A 25,684-nucleotide genomic window follows, 5' to 3' on the forward strand; every position below is an offset into this window, starting at 1 on the left:
CTGATTAGTCTTCTATACGTCCTACAAACTGCAACACCATGGTGTCTAAATCAAGACAGGTTAAATGTCCCATTGGTACACCGTCCTTGCTATCAAACACACAGCCCGCATCAATGCAGATGTTGTCTGCGCCCAACCGAATATCATCGATGATCTGCATGACAGCTTTGGGTGTATGTCCGTGAATTACCTTTTTGCCATGGGTCTGTTGTAGGTCAACTCGCTCATTTCTAGTCCATAGCATCGCTTCTGTATCGTCTCTAAATGGTACGTCAAAGTTGAAGCCAGCATGAACCAAAAAAGCGTTTTCTGTTTCATAAAAAAGATCCAAGGTATCGATGAAATCAAAGTAACAGTCTGGGATTTTTTTGATATCGGTAGTGCCAAAACTATGCAAGGTCTCTTCGCCACCAGCCTTGAACCAATGGTCGTATTTTGGCCCACCCTCAAGGGCATTTTTCATCATCAGGTCATGATTACCCATCAAAGCTTTGATTGTGTAGTTTCGTCGCAACTCTTCTATGTAGTCGATAGTTCCTTTTGAATCCAACCCTCTGTCTACATAGTCACCCAGTAGATACAAGGTGTCATCACTTTGGAGTGCCACTACATCTTCTACCAGATGCTTGAAACTCTGTGTACATCCATGTATATCGGCGATAGCTAGTTTTCTAGGCATTTTTGCTTTTTTGAGTGAATGAAAGGGTAAAATTATGGCTGTGTCTTGATATGAGCGAAGATACAATTGACTTATTTGTGTGCAAGATTGTTTCTGGACAAATTTCCATCAATAATTCTCTCCAAATACTTTTACATTCTACCTGAGTTCATTGATCTTAGCATCCGTAGTATAATAAACTGTGACAAGAAGATGAAAATACTGGCAATAGGGAGGAATTATGTAGAACATATCAAGGAACTGGACAATGAAAAGCCAGATGAGCCTGTTGTTTTTTCTAAACCTGATACCGCACTTTTGCGCAACAATGATGCATTTTATTATCCTGATTTTACCAAGGATATTCACCACGAAGTAGAAGTGGTAATTCGCATCTCTAGAGTAGGTAAAAACATTGAACCCAAGTTTGCACACAAATATTATGACCAATTCGGGATAGGGATCGATTTTACAGCACGTGATTTACAAACCAAACTGAAGAACAAAGGATTGCCATGGGATATCGCCAAGGGGTTCAATGGATCTGCTCCGATTTCTGAGTTTCGCTCTACGGAGGGCTATGATCTGAGCAATCTCAATTTTAGTCTCAACATAGATGGCAAGGAAGTACAAAATGGGAATACCCGTTTGATGATGTTTGATATTGATTTTATAGTGAGTTATGTATCCAAATTTTTCACTTTGAAGAAAGGGGATTTGATTTTTACAGGGACACCCAAAGGCGTTGGGCCAGTACACATTGGCAATCGCCTAGAAGCATTTCTTGAGGACGAAAAAGTGATGGATTTTGAGATTAAATAATTTCCTTGTTTTCCTTTTTATTGGTTTTTCTTTTTGGTCGCAGGCACAAGGTCCTAAGCGGGGAGACTTCCTGTTTCCAGTCAGACCGAATCAAGTGAATTATTTGGCAGGTACTATGGGAGAGTTGCGATCTACCCACTTTCATGCAGGTATCGACATCAAAACTAGTGGCACAACAGGCTTGCCTATCTACGCAGCAGCAGATGGGTATGTACAACGCGTCAGTGTATCTACGACAGGCTATGGCAATGCCATCTACCTGGTTCATCCTCACAACAATTCAGTCACTGTCTATGCTCATTTGGAGTACTTTAGCCCAGAGATAGCGGCCTATGTCAGAGAGCAGCAATATGAGCAAGAGAGCTTTGAGGTAAATTTATTTCCCAAATCGGATCAATTTCGTTTCAAACAAGGAGATGAAATCGCAAAATCAGGCAATACAGGTTCTTCTTCTGGGCCACATTTGCATTTTGAAATTAGAGACAAGTTGCATAAAATTTTAGATCCCTTGGCCTTCGGTTTTGACGAAATCAAAGACAAAATCCCTCCCACGATCTCGAAAGTTGCCTTCGTGACCATGGATGCCAAGGCAAGAATCAATGGGATGTTTGGCAGATTCGAATTCAATGTGATCATAGATAAAAGTGGTAATCCTGTCTTGGATGCCCCTGTCTCACTCTATGGTAAGATTGGTGTGGAGATCTATGCCTATGACATGTTTAATGGAGCGCACAATCACAACGGTATTCCTCGACAGACACTGAGTTTGGATGGAGATGTGGTTTTTCAGCAAGACATTTCTTCTATGGAATTCTACCAGCAGCGCAATATTTTGGTACATACCAACTACAAAGCATCGGTGCAAGGCAGCAGAAGATTCAACAAGTTGTACGTAGATGAAGGGAATGACTTGGATATATACCGTACCAATAACATGAAGGGGATGTTTAGAATCATGGATTTGCAAAAGCATCAACTGGACATCCGACTAGAGGATAGTTATGGCAATATCAGCCAATATCGCTTTGTAGTCAATGACACCAATGGAGATATCAGGAAGTACCAGATGGCTCAGAGCAAGAAGAAGCCTGAGTCTGATTTGTATGATAATCTGTTGGAAGTAAAAGCTGATTTGACAGGACACAGTTATTGTGAAGCTCAGTTGTTTTTGAAATATGGAGGAGGAACCACCCAGATGGCTTATGACGTCCTCAATAACGGTTATTATCTATGGGATCTCAGAAAGGGGCTACCAGATTCGGTTCAGGTATGTGATGATACCAAACGGTTTGATTATGCAACTATGATTCCTAGCGGGCGCACATTCAAATATTCGGGAGAGAACATTGAAATTTTGTTTCCAAGAGAATCATTATTCGATACGACCTATTTGCGTTACAAATACACATTGGGTGAAAGTGGCGTATTAGAAGTCTTTGATCTCAATACTGCCGAAGTACCTCTGAGAAAGTACATCGACGTGACACTTTATCCAGACTTTAGCTATGATCCCGAAAGAGCCAGCGTATATAGCGTCAATTCTCGTGGTGATTTGAGTTATGTAGGAGGAGAGTGGGATCACCACAGTATCAATTTCAAGACCCGAGATTTGGTACGCTATACCATCGCCACTGACAATGTGCCTCCAAGAATCTTGGAACTAAAGACAGTACCTCAGCGCGTACAATTCAAAATAGATGATGATATGTCAGGCATAGGGGAGATTCGCGCCGAGCTCAACGGCCGTTGGTTGTTGATGAATTATGATTATAAACGAAAACTTATCTGGTCAGATGAGAAATCAGTAATTGCAGGCCAGTTTGTACTCCGTGTCAAAGATTCTGCAGGAAACGAGACTGTTTTTGAACGAAGATACTAAGCGTATTAGGCTATGTCAGATGCTCTAATTGTATGCTCTGACTTTGAAATCTAACGATTTGAAGCTAATTTCAACCCATCGAAAAACGAACTAACACATGAAAACAAAACTAGGATTTGTAATTGCCGCGTTGTTGTACGCTGGAGCAGCGTTGGGGCAGACGCCAGTTGCAACCATTCCATTCGAACAATATGGTGACCATAGTTTCATCAAAGTCAAAATCAATGGTTCAGAAGAATTAGATTTTATATTCGATACAGGAGACGGTCTGACAGTCTTGAACATCGAAAAGGCTAAAGAACTAGGAATGGAGTCTGGCTCTGATGCAACGACTATGAGTGCTGAAGGTACAATCAGTGGCAAACTTGTCAAACACAATGAACTGACAGTAGGAGGGGCACCTATTCACAACATCCAAGTGTATGAGACCTCTTTGCTGCATCTTGAGATCAGCATCGGCAAGGACATAGATGGGATTATAGGGTATGATATTTTGAAAAACTACGTTGTGTCCATGGATTATGATCAGATGCAAATCAAACTGTACAATGCATCCGGATATACTTACCAAGGCTTAGGCAAATCATTTGATATCAACCTGACTTCTTACATTCCTCACATTCCGGCATCAATTGTTTTGCAAAACGGAGAGACGGTAAAAGGGGAGTTTTTTATTGATACAGGAGCCAAGGCTACAGTGGATTTTAATACACCATTTGTAGAAGCCAACAAATTGGCTTCTAAAGTAGGGGATAGTTATATCTATCTAGTAGCTGGATTGGGACAAAAGGAGTATGAGCATCACCGTGGATTGGTAAAGAGTTTTTCCTTTGCTGATTTCAGTTTTAGTGATATGCCAGTAGGCTTGAGTCATGCTACAAGTGGGATTCAAAACCACAAGAAGGTGGCAGGAATCATCGGCAGTGGTATCCTACGTAGGTTCAATATCGTCTACGATTACCATAGCAAAAAAATGTATTGGGAAAAGAACAAGAGCTATGAAGATAATTTTCGAATCAATAGCTCTGGTTTAGAGTTGCAGTTGAGTGAGGACAAAACAAAAGTTTTGGTTCATAAGGTATTTGACAACAGCCCGGCATCTGAGTTAGGGGTCAAAGTAGGATCAGAACTAGTGTCTGTCAATGGTGAAAAGGCCACTACAATTGGATTGGCTGAGTTGAGAAAAACCCTGAGACAAACAGGAGAGACTTTGCAACTGGTCATTGATGGACAGAGCATTGATCTGACATTGAGAGCGATGCTGTAAATCTATCGGGAGTCTAGGATGGAGAGAGGCAAAGCAAACTTGCATCTCAGTCTGGATTGCCTGTTATGAGACATCATGAATGGCTTGTAGGATAGCACTGCAAGCCATTTTTATTTCATCTTCTTCGATGATCAGAGGAGGTGCTATTCGCATGGAGTTGTCGCAGAATAGAAACCAGTCTGTCAAGTAGCCCATTTCCAGCAACCTATCAATCAGTTCCTTGAGGAAGTCAAAGGACTCAAATTCTACGGCTAGCATTAGCCCTACACCTCTCACCTCCTTGATTTTATCGTGGACGAGCAAAGATTTGAAAAGCTCCCCCTTGGATGATGCTTGATCGATGAGGTTGGTGCGCAGCAGATGAGAGACAGTTGCCAAAGACGCAGCTGCACTCACGGGATGTCCTCCGAAAGTTGTGATGTGACCTAAGATGGGATTGTGTGTCAAACAATGCATGATTTCTTTGGAAGAAATGAAAGCTCCAATGGGCATGCCACCCCCCATGCCTTTGGCGCAGAGTAGGATGTCTGGTGCTATATCATAATGCTCGAATGCCCAGAATTTGCCACTGCGGCCCATTCCGCACTGTACTTCATCAAATATCAGCAAGCATCCCACTTCATCACAGCGAGACCTCAAAGCTTCAAAATAGAGAGTATCTGTCATTCTCACACCCGCTTCTCCTTGAATAGGCTCTATGATCACTGCTGCCGTTTGTGTGTCAATGAAGTTGAGGTCTTCTTTCTCTCCAAACCTGATCTGAAAGGTGTTGGGAGCTAGGGGTCTGAATGGATTTTTGAGGTTTTCATTGCCACAGACAGACAATGCTCCAGATGTAGAACCATGATAGGCGTCCACATAGGATACAATTTTACTTCTGCCTGTATGTCGTTTTGCAAGTTTCAGTGCTCCCTCAGTAGCTTCACTTCCAGAGTTTACCAAGAATACATTGTCCAGATGGTCTGGTAGTGTGTCGCTCAGTGCTTTGGCAAGCTGTACTTGGGGTGCTTCGACAAATTCGCCATAGACCATCAAATGTAGGTACTTGTCCGTTTGGTCTTTGATGGCTTGGATGACGTCCGGATGACGATGTCCCAGACAACTGACACCTATACCAGAGATCAAATCCAAGTAGGATTTTCCATTCTTTTCGTACATATACATGCCTTCTGCCTTCTCGATTTCTATGGCTAGAGGAAATTGCGAAGTTTGACCTAAGTGGTTAGAAAACAGCTGTCTATTGTTCATGATTGCTGGGCGTAAGAAGTGGTTTCAGTAAGAAAATGACACAATTTAAACCTAATTAAGAGTTTTTTACGTTCTAATAATTCATATTTACTGAATAGCAATGGTAAAATTACATAGAATGAAATTGAGGATTAATAGAAGAAATTTGGTATTGTGTTTATTGGTATTTCAAGTCTTTGCGTCACAGGCATTTACTGCGGGTGATTCAGTCATTACCTTAGAGCCTGCAGCCAAGCATTGGAAGGAGACCTATTTGATCAACAATCTGCTCAACAAAAACCACTACCGCAAACAGGAACTCAATGACTCACTTTCATCGGTCATTTTTCACAACTATTTGGAGTCACTTGATTTCAACAAATCTTATTTTTTGCAAGCCGACTTAGACTACTTTGGTAAGTATGAGTTCGAGCTGGATGATCACATCAAAAGAGGCAATGTGGATGTAGCTTTTCAGATTTTTAGAATCTTCAGAGAACGCGCCAATACCCGTATCGATTATGTGTCTGATATTTTGGATGAGGGCTTTGATTATACAATAGATGAGGAATTGAATCTCGATGAAAAGGAAGTGAAATGGGCAAGTACCAATGATGAAATCAACGATCGTTGGAGAAAAATCATCAAGAGCCAAGCATTGAGCCTCAAGCTGGCGGGTAAAACAGATGATGAGATCAAAGATTCCCTTACCAAAAGATATTTGCGATACAGAAAGGGCATCAATCAGTACAATTCTGATGATGTGTTTCAATTCTACATGAATGCCTACACCAGCTCGTATGATCCACATACCAATTATTTTTCTCCAATTTCTTCCGAAAATTTTAATATCTCGATGAGTTTGTCATTAGAGGGGATCGGTGCGCGGTTGACACAGAGCATGGATTATACAGTGGTCAATGAGGTCGTAGCTGGCGGTCCAGCATACAAGAGTAAGTTGCTGCACAAGGATGATAAGATCATAGGAGTGGCACAAGGTGACACGGAAGCTTTCGTAGATGTCATAGGATGGAGACTACAAGATGTTGTACATTTGATTCGTGGCAAGAAAGGTACGGTGGTGAGATTGCAAGTGTTGAAATTCGATGAAGGAACGGGTGCCTTGCCCAAAGAGATCCGATTGGTTAGGGACAAAATCAGTTTAGAAGAGGAGTCTGCTAAGTCTGAGATTATTCCGATATACAATGGGAAAGAAACTTATAAACTTGGCGTCATTACTCTACCTAGTTTTTATATCAATTTTGAAGAGGCGCGTGAAGGAGTCAAAGATTATAAGAGTACTACACGTGACGTCAACAACATCATCAAAGATCTCCAAGCCAATAATGTGGATGGCATCTTGATAGACCTTAGATACAACGGTGGAGGGTCGCTCAAAGAAGCCATAGATATGACAGGCTTATTTATTGATGAAGGACCAGTTGTCCAGGTCAGAAACTCTGATGGTAGCATAGAGATCAAACGTGACGAAGATCGTCAGATACAATATACCGGTCCGCTGGCAGTGATGATCAATAGATTCTCTGCCTCAGCGTCAGAGATTTTTAGTGGAGCGATACAGGATTACAAACGTGGAATCATCGTGGGAGAAGGCTCTTTTGGCAAAGGGACTGTTCAGAATTTGATTGATTTGAACCGCATGTTTCCCAATGACGAAGATCAAATGGGACAATTGAAATTGACTTTGGCTAAGTTCTATAGAGTGAGTGGGAGTAGTACGCAAAACATAGGTGTGACACCAGACATTAGTTTCCCATCAGGTTTTGAGGCCTCGGAGTTTGGTGAGAGTTCTAGACCCAATGCTTTGCCTTGGGATCGAATCACTTCGTCCTACTACAGACCGACCAACGATATTTCCCCTCAGTTGATTAAAAACTTGGAAATGATTTATCTCAACGATCTTAAGACAGACAGGGATTTGCAGTATTTGGTGGAGGATGTAGACTTGTTGAAGTCTCAGCAGGACGAGAACTCACTGTCTCTCAACTATGAAAAGCGAAAGGCTGAATCCGATGAAGATGAGAAGCGCTTGGACGGAAGAAAGAACATTTCTGAATCTGCTGGAAAAGTAGGTCAAGAAGTAACTACCGAAGAATCACAGCAGAAAAAACTCTCTGATGATCCATACCTCAAAGAAGGATTGAAGCTATTGGCTGAGCTGGTCAAACAGGATAGAAAATAACAAAAACATATGATTTGGGTACTGTTTGGATTTTTTGTGATTTGGATAGTACTCAATTTTTTTCTTTATGTTTTTCAGGATGATTTGATCTTTAGACCTAGTGGTAGGAAGGGATTTGAATCACCCCAACTTTCGCTACCATTTCATGAACTGAGCATCCCAGTTGTCCTAGGCAATCTTCATGCGGTGCTGATCAAGTGCCCTCATGATTCACCACAAGGGCTGATTCTTTATTTTCATGGCAACACAGGAGACTTGAACCGATGGGGAGGTATAGCAGCTGATCTATGTCGCTATCACTATGATGTGTTGGTATTTGATTACCGAGGCTATGGGCAAAGCACAGGAGATAGATCAGAAAACGCGTTGTATGATGATTCGGTAGCTGTCAGAACCTATGTTGACGACCACTATGACTACCAAAAAATAGTGTACTATGGTAGATCGATTGGTGCCGCTATGGCTGTAGATTTGGCTGCCAAACATACGCCTGATCAATTGATATTGGAGACTCCTTTTGCTCAATTATCCGATGCAGTTCCCTTTCTTGGTTTTGTGTCCCTCTACCAATATTTGGTGAAGTACCAATTTAAATCTATTGACAAAATAGGATGGGTAAAATGCCCTGTTTTTGTATTGCATGGCACTTCGGATCGAGTGATTCCTTTGAGTTCTGCCAAAAGATTGTTTGAAAAAATTGCTTTGAATTGTAAAAAATTAATTGTCATTGATAAAGCAGGACATAATAATTTGAATAGTTTTGAGATTTATTACACTTCACTGGAAGAGATACTTAACCGAAATTGAAATACCTTTTGTTTGCTTTGACCCAGGTGAGGAACAGCCTAAGAGTAGGTGTCACCATTTTAACCCTTCTTCTGAGCTGCAGTTTTTCTGCATGGTCTCAAGATCCTACAATCTATGTAAGCCCTCATTCGGTAGATGAGACCCTCTCTAATGTGTACATTGGGATTGATAACAATGGTCATAAATATTTGAATACTCATTTTTATGAGACAGACTCTATTGATCAAGGAGAGTTCAAAGGCAAGGTTTATGTTGTAGATTTCACTTTGCGTAACTTAAACAAGATCATATCCTGTGAGCCAACGATTGCCCTAGATATTCCTTTGAAGATCATGGTTTGGGAGGAGGATGGCGATGTGTATTTGGCCTACATCAACCCTTTTGTTTATAAAAAGAGATATTTCATCATGGGTTGTGATGATTTGCTGGACGAATACAACAAGTCTATCATCCGCATCGTCAATGATGCCATTCGCACACACTGATCTGATCCCTTTCTAGTCTCTAGGTGTGATTCTAGTCATAGATCGATTAGGTTCAGGTACTCAATACTAACACCTCAATACTCGTGTCTAATTCTATCGCTAAAACTGATGGAGATTTACTACTTATAGTACTGCAAAATACATTTATTTGTAGTCTGTAAAATCAACACTATCTGCGTGGCGCAATATCAAGAAATACTCAATGATCTGACTAAGGGACAATATGCCCCAGTATACTTTTTGCAGGGAGAAGAATCTTATTTCATTGACAAAGTTGTTTCTTACATAGAGACAAATGCGATGGACGAGAGCATGAAGGGATTCAACCAGATTGTGATGTATGGCAAGGATGCTGATATCCCGACGATCATCAATCACGCCAAGGGCTATCCAATGATGTCCGACCGAAAAGTCGTGATTATCAAGGAAGCACAAGAGTTGGCTGGATTGGACAAGGAAGTAGGAGAGAAGTACTTTGTCAACTACCTAGAAAACCCACAGCCATCCACAATACTGGTACTGGCATACAAGTACAAGTCTCTCGATAAGAGAAAAAAGCTCTCCAAAGCTTTTGTTAAGCATGCGGTGGTTTTGGATTCGGCAAAAATGTATGACAATCAGCTACCCACTTGGATAGAGGGATATGTCAAAGACAAGGGCAAAAAAATAGATCAAAAGGCATTGTTTCTGATCACTGAAAACATCGGAAATAACCTCACCAGGATATCCAATGAGATAGACAAAATGTTGATCAATATACCGAATGAGGCACTGATCACCTCAGATCATGTTTACAAAAACATCGGTATCAGCAAGGAATACAATGTGTTTGAACTCCAGAAAGCTCTGTCATATAGAAATGTCATGAAAGCCAATGAAATCATTAACTATTTCAAGTCTGATCCCAAGTCCAATCCGTTGATTCCTATTATTGCCAATGTTTTTTCATTTTTCAATAAATTATTGTTGATTCATCACTCTCAGAATAAATCTGACAAACATTTGGCATCTTTATTGGGAGTTCATCCATTTTTCGTGAAAGAATATATGATGGCTGCTAAGAATTACCCACTATCCAAAGTGATAGACAATATCCGATACATTAAGATTGCTGACATGAAATCCAAAGGCATAGATTACCCTTCACAATCTGAGGGAGAAATCATGAAAGAATTGGTTTTTACGCTTCTACATTGAGAGGCTAATAATTAGCATTAAATTAGAGGTATCATAGATTATTGAATAACTATCCATTTACGCTTGATGAACAAAATACACCTGACGTCACCCCTACAAAGTCTTTTCTTGATTTTAGTGCTTGTGCTCTTGGCGAATCTTTCGGTTCAGGGACAAGATTTGGATCAAGATGCTCGATTCAGACATGCCAAATTGCTCTACCAAAAGAATGCTTATGTAGCTGCAAGGCTGGAATTTAGCAAGATCACCGCCAAACAATACGAAGAAGAAGTGGCTTATTTCATTGCTTCGTGTGCCGTACGTGCAGGTCAGGATGATGGAGAATACTTGATCCAACAGTTCGTTCAAAAATACCCTTACAACCCACATGCAAAAGGTGCGTTTTTTGACCTAGGTAACTACTATTTTGATCGGGGAGAATATGCCGAGGCAATCAAAAATTACGACAAGAGCAATGAAGAGTATTCTACAGAAATGTTCTTCAAGAAGGGATATGCTTTATTCAATTTGGGCAAAAAGGAAGAAGCATTGAAGTCATTTGCCAAACTGGAAGGTAGTTATACAGAGTATGAAAAGGATGGAGCGTATTTTCAAGGATATATTCTATACCACCAGGGCAAAGTCAAAGAATCATTCAAATACCTCCAAACGGGTTTTGAGTCCAAACAATTTGGAATCCCGTCCTTCGAACTATACGTCAGCGCTTTGTATTCAGACAAAAAGTACAAACAGCTAATCACACTAGTGGACTCTCAAGACAAAAGTGTGACAAGTCAGAACATCTTGAACTACTATGCTGATGCGCACTATGCACTCGGCGAGTACCGAAAGGCAGCAGATGATTATGCCAAGCTATTTGACAAGTACAGTCGTGCGAGAAATGAGAAGAATTACTTCAAATCAGGATATTCAAACTACAAGTTGGGCAACAAGGATACTGCAGAGGATCAATTAAAAAGGTCTGCAGTGGCAGATGATACAGTAGGTGCCTATGCTTCGTACTATCTGGGCGTTTTGTATCACAAAGATCAGAATTATCAGTTCTCGGTCACATCATTCGAAAATACAACCAAGTACGATACGCGCCTCAAAGAAGACGCGACGTTTCAGTTGTCAAAAACTCTCATGGAGATTCCAAACTATGACCGTGCTGTAAATGTCCTGACTGGCTATCTCAAAGACTATCCCAACAGCAAGTACAAGGAACAGGCAGGTGATATGCTAGGCATGGCATATGCCCTGACGGACAACTATGACTTGGCGATGAACTACATCGAAAGCCGAAAAGTATTGACTCCTCAAATGAAGACTACCTACCAAAGGGTTTCGTTTATGAAGGGAATGTCATTGTTCAATGACAAGAAGTTTGGATTGGCTGTCGAGGTATTTCAAAAGTCACTCATTCATGACATGGATCACGAAATCACCCAAAACGCTTATTACTGGACGGGAGAGAGTTTGTCTTTGTTAGGAAGAGAGGATGAGTCATTATTTTACTACCGTAGTGTGGTCAAGGACGGGACACAATTGTACCCCAAATCTCTATATAGCAAAGCTTACGCGCATTTCAATCTAGGTCAATACCAAGAAGCCAAAGATGCTTTTGTGGATTTTGAATCTAGGTACACTCCAGACATCAACAAGAACTACTTGTCGGACACCTACCTTAGATTGGGAGATTGCTACTTTGCACTCAAAAATTACAATCAGGGGATTAATTTCTACCAAAAGGCGATTACAGCGGGCAATAAGAAACTGGATGACCTGTATTTTCAGATTGGTTTGCTCAACAGATATTTGGATAAGAATCAAGAGGCCAAAAATTACTTCAACAAGTTGATCAAAGAGATTCCTAAATCACCCAAAATCGATCAGGCGCAATATCAAATAGCGAAAATTGAATTTGAAAAAGGTGATGGGAATAAGGCCATAGATGCTTATAGAAAATTCATCATCAACTACCCTAGTAGTTCATTTGTGCCATTTGCACTGCTAGATCAGGCGGTTGCTTTTGACAACAAAGGAGAAACCGCATCATCCATCAGAAACTACAAAGAAATATTGGAACGCTTTCCAAGACATGAAGTGGCTAATAGTGCTCTGCTAGGTCTGCAACAAAAGAGCAATCAAGGTTCTTTTGGTGAGTTTGATCAATATTTGGCGATGTACAAAGCAGCCAACCCTCAAAGTCAGGCATTGGAAAACATCGAATTTGAGACAGCTCAGGCACAGTATTATAGTCAGAAGTACACTTTGGCGATCTCAGGATTTCTGGAGTTTGTGAAGAGTTATCCGAAAAGTCCTTTGGCGGTGAGCGCCAAATATTTCATAGCGGACTCTTATTTTAGATTGGATCAGGATCAAAAATCACTTGATTATTTCTATCAAATAGAGGGAAACAAGGATTTTTCCAAGTATGACAAAGTTTTGTATAGGATTGCGACCTTGGAGGCGAAAAAGAAGGAATATCCAAAGTCAAACAACTATTACCACAAGCTGAGAGTGGTGTCAGGGACTGCTCGTAACATGATTTTTGTGGAGACTGGTTTGATGGAAAACTTCTTTGCGATGAAAAAATATGATTCGGCGGTGTACTATGGCACTTCTTTGTTGAGAAACGCCAACGCTGGAGTTTTGGTAGAGTCACAAGCCAATTTGACCATTGGCAAGGCCAAATATCTACAATCAAAATATGAAGATGCATTGGTGTATTTGCTGCCATTGGTGAGCAATTCTCCAGATGAAAGAGGGGCAGAGGCTTATCTCTACATCAGCAAGATTTATTACGCACAGAAGAAGTACGACACAGCATTGGAGAGTCTCTTTGTCCTCACCAACAATTTTAAAAATTATGAATATTGGCGAGGAGAGGCATATTTACTGATGTCTGATATCTATTTGGAGACAGATGAAGTCTTCCAAGCCAAGGCAACTTTGAACTCTTTGCTGGACAATTCAACACAGACAGAGATCAAGGCGAGAGCACAGGAAAAATTGAAAAAGATCAATGAGGTTAACAATGAAAATAATTGAAAAGCACATGAAATCTAATAGGAGAATAATACTAGGAGCTGTGCTTGTTTTTATTGCCCATCAAGGAATGGCTCAAAGACAGCAAAGTGGAGATATCCAAGATGCCGAAATTGTCATTGAAAAGGATAGACAGATCGAATTGAACAAAGAAGTGAAACTCTATGAGTTTATCAAATGGCAACCTAAGCCACAGCAGTATCAAACGGTCGATCCAGGTGAGTTTGAGGTGTTTGAATACGATTTGGCTGATGAACCAGAGGTGATTGCCTCTACTATTACGACTGTTGCCAAAAAAGAGTCTGAATATCACCAATACTTAAAGGCTGGTTTGGGTAATTATTGGTCACCTTTGATTGATTTGTCATTGGTGAGTCCAGGTGATCCTAATCAGTCTGTGGGATTGAATTACAAGCATTTGTCATTCAAGACAGGAGAGGTGGATGGAGATAACAGTGCCTCGGCTCTCAATGAAATCAGTGTGTATGGAACCAAAGTATGGCAGAGAGTCAAAACAACTGGCGTGGTGTCTTACAAATCCGATGAAAACTATTTGTATGGATATACCGACGGCACTGTGGTCAACAGAGAAGACATCAGAAAGAGCAACAAATTCGTCAGTGCTAAAGTGGAGATGGAAGACAATAACTTGACTGATGTTTGGAATTACAATTTAAATGCAGGGTATAGAGGCTTTTTTGACAATTATGACAATGCAGAAAATACATTGGATGTGGATGGATTGATCAGCAATTCCAACAAGATTTTCTTAGAGGCTCAGTTCAACTTGTCGAATTATAACCAAGCAACTCCCAGTGCGAGGAGTCATCTCAGAGCCAAACCCTACTATAGCTTTGAATACAGTGGATTCAAAATTGATGCGGGACTTTCTGTCAACATGCAGAGTGACAAGGTTGCCAATTTGAAACAATTTAAAGTGTTTCCTTATTTAGCCACTACTTATGACCTGACGGATGAATATGAGGTGTTTGCTAAGTTGGATGCTGGTTATGATTTCAATACTTTGTATGATTTTTCTGACAAAGTACCTTACTTGAACCCAGACAATACAGTGGCTAATACTGAGAAAACAGTGGATATAACTGCTGGAGTAAGAGGAGATATCACAGAGAATTGGTACTCGTCTGTGCAGGTGGGTTATCAAGGGATTAGAAATTTGCCAATGTATGTCAACTCAGCGATAGACCAGAGTTTGATCGACTTGACGTATGACAAAGACGTGACCAACCTATTTACAGTTGGGTTGACGACCGAGTATGAAATCAATAAAAAGCATCAGGTTGAATTAGGATTTACCTACTACAATTATTCAGGAGGAGATATCAGCCAAGCTTATCACCTGCCAGCTACTGACTTGTCAGTAAGAGGAGAGCATTTGTTCGTGGACAAATTGACTTTCCAATGGCAGTACAGCTTGCTCGCTGGGATCACGGCGTATGATGCGATCAATGATAGTGATGTGGATTTGAGTGCAATTTCGAGACTGGATTTGAGTGTGCACTACCAGATCAAAGAGAGGTTGGGCGCATTCATATCATCAGACAATACCATCGGAAAAGCCTATTCTAGGTATCTCTACTATCCACAGCGCGGATTACAGATCAAAGCAGGTGTCACTTTCAGGTTTTAAGTAAAAACCTGTTTTTGACTGATAAAAAGCAGGTTTTTCTTCTCAGGTAATTTTCTTAGTTTTCTTCATTGATCCAAAATAAGAGAGCTATGAGAAGAATTATCATGACTATTGCCGTATTAGGCATTTTTAGTACTGCATTTTGTCAGACATCTCGTCAAAACAATGGTTACAACCTTAAAGATTATTGCGATTCGGAGAGTTGTTTGTACTTCAAATTCCAAAATGCGATGATCCACCCCGCAGAAGGCAAGGCAGATTGGGAAATGTCTAATGTCGAGGTGGCAGTCAAAAAAACAGGCGGCTATATCCTGACGGGTGATTTGGCTATGTCCGAAAAGGATAGAGGGGCTAGATTGAATTTTGAAATTCAGTTTTTTGATAAGAATGATCAGCTGATATATAAGGAGCAATCTGGTGTGTTTGAGTTTTTTTCCGAACCTCATCGCGCAGAACCTATGGTGATCAGCGGCAGCTTGGATGAGCATATTTCACAGCAGATTGATTTTTTAGATTTCTTTCTTGTGTCCAGCGAGGTTGTTCCTTATTATGAACTTGATTCGGATTGTTATGGGCCATGCAAAAGTCATGAGCTCAATGTAAGTATCAAGGAGTTTAAGAAATTGAAGTAGGATATTAATAGCAGGGGTTCTGTTTTCTGGACTGGAGTAGTTGATGTCTTCTTGTTGTTGCTAGCATTATTTTCACTATTTTTAGTGAATCTTATCAAAGCAGCATGAGAGATGAAAGTAAAAATACTCTGTCTAGCGACATTTCTGTTCGCTGGCATTACCTGTTACGCACAGTACAAGGACAACGGGATCAATTTGGCATCTATTTGTACACCTCCCAATTGTATCTACTCAGCACTCAGAAACAGTGTTGAGCATCCTTTTGACTCTACTCCGCAGTGGACAATGAATCATGTAGAGTTTGCATTTAAGAATACAGGTAACTATTTGGTGACGGGCGATTTGGCCATCATAGGGGAGGAATTGGGTGCTGTTATCAACATAGAGATAGATTTCTTTGATGAGTCTGATCAACTGGTGACTTCAGTCAACACAGGCAAGTTTGAGTTTTATGCCGAGCTAGGCAATGCCGAACCGGTGGTTATTTCTGGCGAGATAACCGATGAGTTGGCGGCAAAAGTGTCTTTTGTCAATATGAAGGTACTCAGCAGTAAATTGGTGCCTTATTATGAAATAACTTCTGACTGTTACAATCCTTGCAAAGAAAATCTCCTGAATGAAAGTATAAAAGAATTTAAGAAGTCCAAATAGGACTTTGCTGCGAGCTGTTTAGTTTAGTGGTCAACTATGGAGTTCATTATGGTAATCAGATTTTTTTGTTATGTGATTTTTTCAGTGTGTCTACTATCATGTGGAGACCGAGTCAGTGTACAAGTGGAAGAGGGCGTCTCCAAAATATTGGCAGATGGTCGTTCACAGCAGCTGCAGTCGATCAGTTATGATCTTTCATTTGACATTCCCAAAATCAGCACGGACTCGATCACAGGTAAATTGAAACTTGCCTTTAAAACAAATCAATCCGATAGTGATGTTGTGTTGGATTTTGAATCCCCATCGATTCAGAGACTGATTGCCAATGGAGATGAACTCGTGCCTATTCAGGAAAAGGGTCATTTGATTTTACCAGCTAGCTACATCAAAAAGGGATACAATGAATTGGAAATTGATTTTGTCTCAGGAGATGAAGCGTTCAATCGCAATCAGGATTATCTCTATACCTTGTTTGTTCCCAACCATGCCTCTACGGCATTTCCTTGTTTTGACCAACCAGATTTGAAGGCACGTTTTCGCTTGCGGTTAAATATGCCTAGTGATTGGAAGGCAATTTCTAATACTGCGGTCGTTTCTGAGTCGGTGGAGGGCGACAAGAAAATAATTCAGTTTGACCAGACATTTGATATCAGTACCTATCTCTTCTCTTTCGTAGCGGGCGATTTTGATTATGAGCAGCGGTCTACCAAAGGCTTTGACTTGGAGATATTGCATCGTGAGGAGCCGGACGATCGTTTGCGTCAGAATCTCTATGAAATCACTCAACTGCACAAGCAGTCCGTAGAATGGATGGAGAATTACACAGGGATCGCTTATCCCTTTCAGAAGTTTGGAATCGCAATATTGCCCAGTTTCCAGTTTGGTGGGATGGAGCACCCTGGAGCGATTGACTACAGGGCTTCTCTGCTGATGCTGGAGGAATCCGCTACGCAGGATGACAAACTCAGACGGGCAGGATTGATTGCGCACGAGACTGTCCATATGTGGTTTGGCAACTGTGTCACAATGAAGTGGTTTGACGATGTGTGGATGAAAGAAGTGTTTGCCAACTACCTCGCAGACAAGATTGTGGCAGAGATGTTTCCAGACATCAATCACGACTTGGTTTTTCTCTATGATCATTACCCAAGTGCCTACGAAGTAGATCGCTCTAGTGGCGCAACACCGATACGCCAACCGCTTGACAACCTAGATGATGCCGCCAATATGTACGGAAGCATCATCTACCACAAGGCCCCCATCATGATGAGGCAGTTGGAGATGCTCGTGGGTGATAAAGTCCTCCAATCATCTCTCAAGGACTATCTCGATAGCTATGAATACAAGAGTGCTGATTGGGAGGATTTGATTACAATCATCGCACGTGTATCTGGCAAAGATTTGTCAGTATTCAACCAATCATGGGTCTATCAAGAAGGCATGCCCTTTTTTGAGTTGAAGTTTACAGAAACGGACGCGCTCAGTGAATATGACATCATACAGCACGATCCCAAAGGAAAAGGGAGAATCTGGCCGCAGTATTCGGATATCATATTTAGCGATGATTTGGGCGTGATGAGTCACAGCCTGATGCTAGATCAGCATCACTATATCTTGCCCAAGGTACGAGGAACGGAAGATCCGAAGTTCATCTTGATGAATAGTGAAGGAAAAGGCTATGGCGTATTTTTCCATGGTTTACAATATGTCAAGAACGAGTTTCTATTCAAGCAAGCTCGTGTGGACATCTCTCGCTACAAGAATGAACTCGTGAGGGGATCAGCATATATCAACTTGCATGAGTATCTGTTGCAAGAGGGTTTTCATCCGCAGCTGTATTTTCAGTTTTTGCAAAATTATCTCCGAGAGGAACAAAATGAGGTGATCATAACCTACCTGCTGTCTACCATTCAGCAAGTTTATTTTCAGTTCTTTACGCATGAGATGAGAATCGAAAATGCGGAGAATATCGAAAACCTCTTGTTGACAAAAATAGAATCGACAGAGAGCGGACAGTTAAAAACCACTTTGTTCAATGCCTATATGGACGTGGCTTTGAGTACCAAGGCCATAGACAATCTCAAAAAGTACTGGGAAGATGAATTACTGCCAACAGGCATCACAGTATCTAAAAGACAGCGTGAGAGTATCGCGATGAACATAGCTATGAAGGGTAGTTCAGAGGATGAAGTCTATGTGGATTGGCAAATAGAGAAAATGGAAAATAGTGATAGAATCGACAGGATGAAATTTATCCAGCCTGCCTTGTCTCACGACCAAGTAATCAGAGATCAGTTCTTCGAAAGTTTGAAATATCCTGCCAATAGACTACATGAACCATGGGTGTTGAGTGCATTGGCGTATCTCCATCATCCGTATAGACAAGAAGCCTCTATTGCCTATCTCAAGCCTTCATTGGAGATGTTGGCAGAGCTACAGCAGACGGGAGATATCTTCTTTAGCAAAGGGTGGATGAACCAAACTTTGGCGGGTTACAATTCTACACAAGCAGCTGATATAGTCAGAGCGTATTTGTCAGAGAATCAATTGTCCTCTCATTTGAGAAACAAACTTTTACAGTCTTCGGATATTCTTTTCAGGTCCGAAAAGAACCTGAAAGAATACCAAGGGAATTAAATTCTAGCCTGATAGGTGTAGAGTTCAAAGTACCTGCCTTCTTTGGCAATCAACTGATCGTGTGTGCCTGATTCCGCTATTTCTCCACCTTCGATGACCAAGATTTGATCTGCCTGTTTGATTGTACTCAATCTATGGGCGATGACAAAGGTCGTTCGACCGGCCATGAGTGATTTCAAACTTTCTTGGATGTAGGATTCACTTTCCGTATCTAGGTTGGAAGTGGCCTCATCTAGGATCAAGATTCTCGGATTGGCCAAAATGGCTCTGGCGATAGCTATTCTTTGTCTTTGTCCTCCTGATAGTTTGACGCCCCTTTCTCCAATGAGAGTATCCAAGCCATCTTCAAATCTGTCTGTGAATTCATTGACATGGGCAGATTTGACGGCTTGTAGTAACTCTTCCTCTGAGGAATCTGGTCTTGGGAACAAGATGTTTTCACGAATCGTGCCCTCAAACAAAAAGTCATCTTGTAGCACTACACCGAGGTTTTTTCTATAGCTGTTGAGCGTGATGTTGGAGAGGTCTTTTCCATCCACCAGCACACTGCCCGAAACGGGTGAAATGAAAGAAGCGACCAAGCCAGCAATCGTAGATTTGCCAGACCCTGACGTACCCACTAGTGCGGTTACACTGCCTTTGGCTGCTTCAAATGAAACTTCTTTGATGACATTTTTACCTTCCTCGTAGGCGAATGACACTTTGTCAAACTGAATGTTGCCTTCAATGTCGTCAAGCTCGATGGTTCTGTCTTTGATGTCATCTTCGGTATCCATGCCCATGATTTCTTCTGTACGATCCAGACCTGCAAAGGCTTCAGTCATTTGGCTACCGATGTTGCTCATCTGCACGATAGGCGCGATCATGAAGCCCAAGTACAGTGTGAACGCTAGGAATTCTCCCAGAGTCAAGTCATTTTCCATGATCATATAACCACCAATCCCCATGATGCCCGTAGAGGCAATCCCTAATAGGAGAGTGGCCGAACTGGTCACCAAGGCGGTAGAGGTCAAGCTTTTCTTGACATTGTCGTAGAGCTTGAGGGCACCTGTTTCGAAAGTCTTGATTTCTTGTTCTTCAGCGTTGAAGCCTTTGATCACGCGGATGCCATTGAGCGTTTCGGTCAAGCGACCTGTTACTTCTGCATTGATCTCGCCACGCTTGCGGAAGATCGGTCGGATGTAGGCAAATGCTTTCATCGACACCACTCCAAATATCGCTACAGGTACCAACACGTAGAGCGTCATCATCGGACTGATATTGATGAGCAGTACCAGTGAAATGATGGCTGTCAATACCCCTCCAAATAGTTGCACCAAGCCAGTACCGACTAGGTTTCGTACACCCTCTACATCGCTCATGATCCTAGAGACCAGTGCGCCACTTTTGTTGTTGTCGAAGAAGTTGATGGGCAGCTGAATGATTTTCTTCTGGACCTTGACGCGGAGCTGTGCGATGAGGTGTTGTGCTTCTACACTGAGCAGCCGAGTGAGGGCAAAACTCGTGACAGCTTGGATGATGATGGCTCCCAGTACAACCAAGATAAGGGTTTTGAGCAATTCGAAATCATTGTTTTTGATGACGTCATCCATCAGGTACTGAGAGGCTTTGGGCAGCACAAGACTGGCTAAACGACTGATGATGATGAGGACAAGTCCAAGGATGATTAGTTTTTTTCTAGGGAGAATGATGGTCTTAAAAACGTGACCCAATGAGGCTTTTTGCTTTGGCATGATAGGAGTTAAATAAAATAACCTTAATCTATACGGCATTAGTCCCGAATAGATTAAGATTATTTAATGATTTATTGAAGCCACTTAGTAGGTCATGGCAAAGCCAATATTGAATATCAATCCCTGTATATGGAAGTCGTTGGACGATTGGAAAGCCTGATCATATCTCCCACTGAAATTCAATCCCCCACCATAGAGTCCAATAGGGATGAATACTCCTACCTCTGGTGCAAGGGTGAAATGCGTAGTAGTTTTGGATACATCCCAAAGACCGATTTGTACTTTTTGATTGACAAAGGATACACCGGTGTTGAGTCCTAAATATGGACGGATGTCACCATCTTGACCCGCATAGAGATGTGCATTGGCCATGATAGGATAGATATTGATGTATCTTATTTGTGTACCATAGGCATCTAGTCCATCTTCAATGTGTTGTAATCCACGTTGTTTTTGATAATATACTTGCCATCCAGTATATCCCCCTACAGATAAAAAATCAGAGAAGAATTTTCTACCACCAATATTTAAGCCTTGTGCACTGGTTTCTTCAATAAAATCTTTGAACTCTCCAACTGGAGTGGCGATTTGCCAGTTGATGTTGAACATGGATTCTTGAGACCATGCCAACTCAAAGCATGAAACAAAGAGCGCTAAGAGAATTAATTTTTTCATGTCTTAATGATTAGTTGGTTTGTAAATAGGGTGATTGTAAAAATGCTTGGTCTATCAACTCTTCTACTCTGCTTTGTGATAGACTATTCCTCAACAGACCGTTGACCGCACCAATCCATACAGCTTTTGAGTCCTCATTTTGATCGTCGACATCATTTTGGTTGACCATGGCTATCAAGATAGTACCGGTAGAATAGGAGTAAACATAACTAGGAGGATAATAGCCCCATCCCCATCCAGGATACCATGGATCATACCAAAACCAACAGTCCCAACAACCACCCGCTTGATAATTTTCGGTAGTAATCACTTCGGGCAAAATAACTACGTCTGGTCTTGTCGTATGAGGGTTAATTCTAGTGTACCCATAGGAAGTCATGTTTTTGATGATTCTGTTCAGTATGGCAGCATCAAACTTATGTTCTGAATCATTGTTGCTGTCGTTGTGCAAGACAGAATCAGGCATGGCATAGGTCTTGAAGTTGTGAGCCTCGATTGTGGTCTCATCATATGAAGTCATTACTAAATCTAGCTCTTCGGTGCTGTTGATTTCGTCAGGATAGCAACCAGATACCAGTAGTAGTATCAGTAGCAAAAGAGGGTATGGTTTGTTCATGTAATTACGTTTAGTTTTATAATGTGCTAAAGTATTAAAAATATCCCGACTCAAGTCACCCTTGTAGCCCATTATACTAACCTGTTGTCCAACCCCTGTCTACCTTATCCAGAGGAGAATCATTTATCGTCAGTTTGTCGCTGGCAACTGATCTGGTCTTAGTGGACGTACGACCAGTGAGGGGGTAAATCCTAAGGAAGATGTACAGCTCCTCCAAATAAGCATCTCAAACGACAAGATATAATTATCAATCTCATTAACTTTCACTTTTGTCAAAATCAGTAGTGATGAACCGGATCAAAGCAGTACTAGAAGAAAAAGGAATCATACAAACTGGGCTAGCCGAAAAGCTGGGTAAAAGCTACAATATGACCAATTCGCATGTTCAAAATAGAAGTCAACCGAGTTTGGAGGATTTCTATAAGGTAGCAAAGATTCTAGATGTATATGTAAAGGATTTGTTGGTGTCTAACCAAAAGTAAATGACTAAAGAATATCAAATAGAAGAAAATCTGATTGAGCAACTTAAAGAGCTCAAATACACCTACCGTTCTGATATTATGGACAGGAAGGCGCTTGAACAAAATTTCAAAACGAAATTTGAAGCATTGAACCGTGTGCGCTTATCGGAAAGTGAGTTTTTGCGCTTACGAGAAGAAATCATAGAACCTGATGTTTTTGCTGCTTCAAAAAAACTTAGAGAAAGACAATATTTTCAAAGAGAAGATGGAACGCCTTTGCATTACACTTTGGTCAACATCAAAGATTGGTGTAAAAATGAGTTTGAAGTAATTAGTCAATTACGCATCAATACAGAAAACAGCCATCAACGATACGACATCATTTTGCTGATTAATGGCTTGCCTGTTGTCCAAATTGAATTGAAGAAGCTAGATGTTACTCACCGCAAGGCCATGCAACAAATTGTGGATTACAAAAATGATCCTGGCAATGGCTATACCAATACGTTGATGTGTTACATGCAGTTGTTCATTGTAAGTAATGGGTCAAGAACCATTTACTTCTCCAACAATAAGAATCAACACTTTCAATTTAATGCAGACGAACAATTCTTGCCTGTGTATGAATTGGCAGATGTAAATAACAAAAAGATTAATCGACTGGATTTATTTGCCGAGAAATTCTTGTCTAAGTGCACACTTGGCGAAATGATTAGCAAGTACATGGTATTAGTAGAAAGCGAACAGAAATTGCTCGTAATGCGACCTTACCAAGTATATGCAGTAAAGGCGATTGTTGATTGTATTAAGGATAACCGTGGAAATGGTTATATCTGGCACACCACAGGTAGTGGTAAAACACTGACTTCATTTAAAGCCTCTACGCTTCTAAAAGACAATGCAGACATTGAAAAGTGTTTGTTTGTAGTGGATCGAAAAGACCTTGATCGTCAAACCCGTGAGGAGTTCAATAAATTTCAGGAAGGCAGTGTAGAAGAAAACACGAACACCGAAACTTTGGTCAGGCGACTACTATCTACCGACTATGCAGACAAGGTGATCGTAACCACCATTCAAAAATTAGGCATTGCATTAGATAGCACCAACAAGAAAAACTACAAAGAACGTTTGGAACCATTGAGCGACAAACGTATCGTTTTCATTTTTGACGAATGTCACCGTTCGCAGTTTGGAGAAAATCATAAAGCGATTAAAGAGTTCTTCCCCAATGCACAATTGTTTGGATTTACCGGGACGCCCATTTTTGAGCAAAATGCCACTTATAGACAAATAACAGGTGAAGAAGAAACATTAAAAACCACAGACGCCATTTTTGAAAAGCAGTTGCACGCTTATACCATTACGCATGCCATAGATGATCAAAACGTACTGAAATTTCATATCGACTACTTTAAGGGAGAAGGCACTGTCACTGCAAAGCCGGGAGAAACCCTGCCCGTCCGACAGGCGGGGATTGCCCAACAAGCCGTGGCAGAAGCGATTATCGACAAACATAATGCAGCCACCAATCAACGCAAATTCAATGCGGTGCTGGCAACTGCCTCTATCAATAATGCCATTGAATATTACCGCATATTAAAGTCGGTTCAAATACAAAAACTAGCAGAAGACCCTGATTTTGTTCCGCTCAATATTGCCTGTGTATTTTCTCCTCCAGCTCAGTTGATTGCCCAAGAAGGCGACCAACAAAGCCAAAAGAATGCGGCAGACATTAAGCAACTTCAGGAAGACTTAGCACAGGAGAAGGAAGACAACAAGCATAACCCTGAAGAGAAGAAACAAGCCCTGATAGAAATCATAGCCGATTATAACCAACAGTTTGGCACCAATCACGACATCAACAATTTTGATATCTACTATCAGGACATACAAAGACGAATCAAAGACCAAAAATATAGCAACAAAGATTATCCGCACAAAAACAAGATTGATCTGACCATAGTGGTGGACATGCTGCTCACAGGGTTTGATTCTAAATACCTGAATACACTGTATGTGGACAAGAACCTGAAATACCACGGACTGATTCAAGCGTTTTCACGAACCAATCGGGTGTTGAACGACACCAAGCCTTATGGGAATGTACTCGATTTCCGTTCGCAACAAGAAGCAGTAAATCAGGCGATAACCCTCTTCTCTGGTGAAGAAGGAAGTAAAGCCAAAGAAATTTGGATGGTGGATCCTGCTCCAGTGGTGATTGACCAATACCAAAAGGCAGTGGAAGCCTTGGGCGATTTTATGAAAGAACACAACTTGGTAAACGAACCACAGGAAGTGTACAACCTGCGTGGAGATGCTGCTAAGATTGCATTCGTAAAAAACTTTAAGGAAGTGCAACGCCTAAAGACCCAACTCGACCAATACACCGATTTGGATAAAGAACAGCAAGAAACCATTGAAGGCATTCTGCCAAAAAACAACTATCAAGAATTCAAAAGTTCCTATTTAGAAACAGCAAAAGCATTCAAAAAAAGGCAAGAGAAAGAAGGGGAAGATGCACCCGAAGACATTCAACAATTAGATTTTGAGTTTGTCCTCTTCGCCTCCGCGGTGATTGATTACGATTACATCATACGCTTGATTGCCGATAGCACTCAGCAAAAGCCCTCTAAGCAGAAAATGACTGATTCACAACTCATCAGTTTGTTGAAATCCAATGCTAACCTGATGGACGAAGAGGAAGACTTAACCGATTTTATAAAACAGCTAGACAGGTCTAGAGGGTATAGCGTTGAAGATGTTTACAACATGGTCGAAACCTTTAAAGTAGAGAAATACGACAAAGAACTGGCTGCCATTGCCAATGCAAATGGTTTGAAAACAGCAGACCTAAAAGCATTTGTAGAACAGATTATGAGCCGAATGATTTTTGACGGGGAAAAACTCACTGACCTGATGGAGCCTTTGGAACTCGGCTGGAAACAGCGCAGCAAAGCTGAAACCGCCTTGATGAACGACTTAGTACCTCAACTCAAGAAATTGGCAGGCGATAGAGAGATTAGCGGATTGGTCGCTTATGAATAATTGTCTGA

At 41.2% G+C, this 25,684-nt stretch carries 19 protein-coding genes; 14 read left to right on the plus strand and 5 right to left on the minus strand.

Translation table 11 applies throughout. The features are described 5' to 3' along the window. Positions 1-4: 4 nt before the first annotated feature. Positions 5-679, minus strand: a complete 675-nt coding sequence (locus tag N6H18_RS13390; protein ID WP_262308782.1) for a metallophosphoesterase — start codon at positions 677-679, stop codon at positions 5-7. Between the two features lie 192 nt (positions 680-871). Here N6H18_RS13390 and N6H18_RS13395 point away from each other — a divergent pair, with 192 nt between their 5' ends. The 3 genes from N6H18_RS13395 to N6H18_RS13405 all read left to right on the plus strand — a co-directional run bounded on the left by N6H18_RS13395 (position 872) and on the right by N6H18_RS13405 (position 4,626). After that, positions 872-1,480: a fumarylacetoacetate hydrolase family protein gene (locus N6H18_RS13395; RefSeq protein WP_262308783.1), complete on the plus strand. Its 609-nt coding sequence runs from the start codon at positions 872-874 to the stop codon at positions 1,478-1,480. Continuing rightward, positions 1,467-3,359 carry a M23 family metallopeptidase gene (locus N6H18_RS13400; protein ID WP_262308784.1) on the plus strand — a complete coding sequence of 631 codons (1,893 nt, stop codon included), beginning with the start codon at positions 1,467-1,469 and terminating at the stop codon, positions 3,357-3,359. Before N6H18_RS13395 ends, N6H18_RS13400 begins: the two co-directional genes overlap by 14 nt. 97 nt (positions 3,360-3,456) lie before the next feature. Then, the gene (locus N6H18_RS13405) at positions 3,457-4,626 is read left to right on the plus strand and encodes an aspartyl protease family protein (RefSeq protein WP_262308785.1); all 1,170 of its coding nucleotides are present in this window, start codon (positions 3,457-3,459) and stop codon (positions 4,624-4,626) included. 63 nt (positions 4,627-4,689) lie between these two features. On the opposite strand, the gene N6H18_RS13410 is transcribed toward N6H18_RS13405, so the two are convergent. Beyond that, the gene (locus tag N6H18_RS13410; protein WP_262308786.1) at positions 4,690-5,874 is read right to left on the minus strand and encodes an aspartate aminotransferase family protein; all 1,185 of its coding nucleotides are present in this window, start codon (positions 5,872-5,874) and stop codon (positions 4,690-4,692) included. A gap of 118 nt (positions 5,875-5,992) precedes the next feature. Between N6H18_RS13410 and N6H18_RS13415 the strand changes: the two genes are divergently transcribed. From N6H18_RS13415 to N6H18_RS13455, 9 genes are all read left to right on the plus strand, one after another. Next, on the plus strand, positions 5,993-8,056 hold the full coding sequence (locus tag N6H18_RS13415; protein WP_262308787.1) for a carboxy terminal-processing peptidase: 2,064 nt from the start codon (positions 5,993-5,995) through the stop codon (positions 8,054-8,056). A gap of 9 nt (positions 8,057-8,065) precedes the next feature. Further along, a complete protein-coding gene (locus tag N6H18_RS13420; protein WP_262308788.1) occupies positions 8,066-8,863 on the plus strand; it encodes an alpha/beta hydrolase in 798 nt (265 codons plus the stop codon). Positions 8,864-8,889: 26 nt separating this feature from the next. Further along, on the plus strand, positions 8,890-9,348 hold the full coding sequence (locus N6H18_RS13425) for a DUF302 domain-containing protein (RefSeq protein ID WP_262308789.1): 459 nt from the start codon (positions 8,890-8,892) through the stop codon (positions 9,346-9,348). A gap of 177 nt (positions 9,349-9,525) precedes the next feature. Then, positions 9,526-10,545, plus strand: a complete 1,020-nt coding sequence (gene holA, locus N6H18_RS13430; protein WP_262308790.1) for a DNA polymerase III subunit delta — start codon at positions 9,526-9,528, stop codon at positions 10,543-10,545. Between the two features lie 66 nt (positions 10,546-10,611). After that, a complete protein-coding gene (locus N6H18_RS13435; RefSeq protein ID WP_262308791.1) occupies positions 10,612-13,578 on the plus strand; it encodes a tetratricopeptide repeat protein in 2,967 nt (988 codons plus the stop codon). 7 nt (positions 13,579-13,585) lie between these two features. Further along, complete coding sequence (locus N6H18_RS13440) at positions 13,586-15,226, plus strand: porin family protein (RefSeq protein ID WP_262308792.1); 1,641 nt, start codon at positions 13,586-13,588, stop codon at positions 15,224-15,226. 89 nt (positions 15,227-15,315) lie between these two features. Further along, on the plus strand, positions 15,316-15,858 hold the full coding sequence (locus N6H18_RS13445; protein ID WP_262308793.1) for a hypothetical protein: 543 nt from the start codon (positions 15,316-15,318) through the stop codon (positions 15,856-15,858). 111 nt (positions 15,859-15,969) lie between these two features. Further along, positions 15,970-16,509 (plus strand): type 2 periplasmic-binding domain-containing protein, encoded by a 540-nt coding sequence (locus N6H18_RS13450; protein ID WP_262308794.1) that lies wholly within the window; start codon positions 15,970-15,972, stop codon positions 16,507-16,509. Between the two features lie 84 nt (positions 16,510-16,593). After that, positions 16,594-19,146, plus strand: coding sequence for a M1 family metallopeptidase (locus N6H18_RS13455; RefSeq protein WP_262308795.1), 2,553 nt, complete (start codon positions 16,594-16,596; stop codon positions 19,144-19,146). Here N6H18_RS13455 and N6H18_RS13460 read toward each other — a convergent pair. From N6H18_RS13460 to N6H18_RS13470, 3 genes are all read right to left on the minus strand, one after another. Then, on the minus strand, positions 19,143-20,879 hold the full coding sequence (locus N6H18_RS13460; RefSeq protein WP_262308796.1) for an ABC transporter ATP-binding protein: 1,737 nt from the start codon (positions 20,877-20,879) through the stop codon (positions 19,143-19,145). The genes N6H18_RS13455 and N6H18_RS13460 overlap by 4 nt on opposite strands. Positions 20,880-20,963: 84 nt before the next feature. Continuing rightward, positions 20,964-21,554, minus strand: a complete 591-nt coding sequence (locus tag N6H18_RS13465) for a hypothetical protein (protein ID WP_262308797.1) — start codon at positions 21,552-21,554, stop codon at positions 20,964-20,966. Between the two features lie 10 nt (positions 21,555-21,564). Continuing rightward, on the minus strand, positions 21,565-22,170 hold the full coding sequence (locus N6H18_RS13470; protein WP_262308798.1) for a DUF4136 domain-containing protein: 606 nt from the start codon (positions 22,168-22,170) through the stop codon (positions 21,565-21,567). Between the two features lie 287 nt (positions 22,171-22,457). Here N6H18_RS13470 and N6H18_RS13475 point away from each other — a divergent pair, with 287 nt between their 5' ends. Beyond that, positions 22,458-22,652, plus strand: a complete 195-nt coding sequence (locus N6H18_RS13475) for a helix-turn-helix transcriptional regulator (RefSeq protein WP_262308799.1) — start codon at positions 22,458-22,460, stop codon at positions 22,650-22,652. Beyond that, positions 22,653-25,676: a type I restriction endonuclease subunit R gene (locus N6H18_RS13480; protein ID WP_262308800.1), complete on the plus strand. Its 3,024-nt coding sequence runs from the start codon at positions 22,653-22,655 to the stop codon at positions 25,674-25,676. It begins immediately after the preceding gene. Positions 25,677-25,684 lie beyond the last annotated feature (8 nt).

The organism is Reichenbachiella agarivorans (assembly GCF_025502585.1).
Lineage (GTDB): Bacteria > Bacteroidota > Bacteroidia > Cytophagales > Cyclobacteriaceae > Reichenbachiella > Reichenbachiella agarivorans.

Bases quoted from the DNA above. Each gene is read 5' to 3' on its own strand.
- N6H18_RS13395 (WP_262308783.1), top strand. From the start codon at position 872: ATGAAAATACTGGCAATAGGGAGGAATTATGTAGAACATATCAAGGAA.
- N6H18_RS13450 (WP_262308794.1), top strand. From the start codon at position 15,970: ATGAAAGTAAAAATACTCTGTCTAGCGACATTTCTGTTCGCTGGCATT.
- N6H18_RS13405 (WP_262308785.1), top strand. From the start codon at position 3,457: ATGAAAACAAAACTAGGATTTGTAATTGCCGCGTTGTTGTACGCTGGA.
- N6H18_RS13410 (WP_262308786.1), bottom strand. From the start codon at position 5,874: ATGAACAATAGACAGCTGTTTTCTAACCACTTAGGTCAAACTTCGCAA.
- N6H18_RS13465 (WP_262308797.1), bottom strand. From the start codon at position 21,554: ATGAAAAAATTAATTCTCTTAGCGCTCTTTGTTTCATGCTTTGAGTTG.
- N6H18_RS13415 (WP_262308787.1), top strand. From the start codon at position 5,993: ATGAAATTGAGGATTAATAGAAGAAATTTGGTATTGTGTTTATTGGTA.
- N6H18_RS13480 (WP_262308800.1), top strand. From the start codon at position 22,653: ATGACTAAAGAATATCAAATAGAAGAAAATCTGATTGAGCAACTTAAA.
- N6H18_RS13475 (WP_262308799.1), top strand. From the start codon at position 22,458: ATGAACCGGATCAAAGCAGTACTAGAAGAAAAAGGAATCATACAAACT.
- N6H18_RS13390 (WP_262308782.1), bottom strand. From the start codon at position 679: ATGCCTAGAAAACTAGCTATCGCCGATATACATGGATGTACACAGAGT.
- N6H18_RS13420 (WP_262308788.1), top strand. From the start codon at position 8,066: ATGATTTGGGTACTGTTTGGATTTTTTGTGATTTGGATAGTACTCAAT.
- N6H18_RS13445 (WP_262308793.1), top strand. From the start codon at position 15,316: ATGAGAAGAATTATCATGACTATTGCCGTATTAGGCATTTTTAGTACT.
- N6H18_RS13440 (WP_262308792.1), top strand. From the start codon at position 13,586: ATGAAATCTAATAGGAGAATAATACTAGGAGCTGTGCTTGTTTTTATT.
- N6H18_RS13470 (WP_262308798.1), bottom strand. From the start codon at position 22,170: ATGAACAAACCATACCCTCTTTTGCTACTGATACTACTACTGGTATCT.
- N6H18_RS13435 (WP_262308791.1), top strand. From the start codon at position 10,612: ATGAACAAAATACACCTGACGTCACCCCTACAAAGTCTTTTCTTGATT.
- N6H18_RS13460 (WP_262308796.1), bottom strand. From the start codon at position 20,879: ATGCCAAAGCAAAAAGCCTCATTGGGTCACGTTTTTAAGACCATCATT.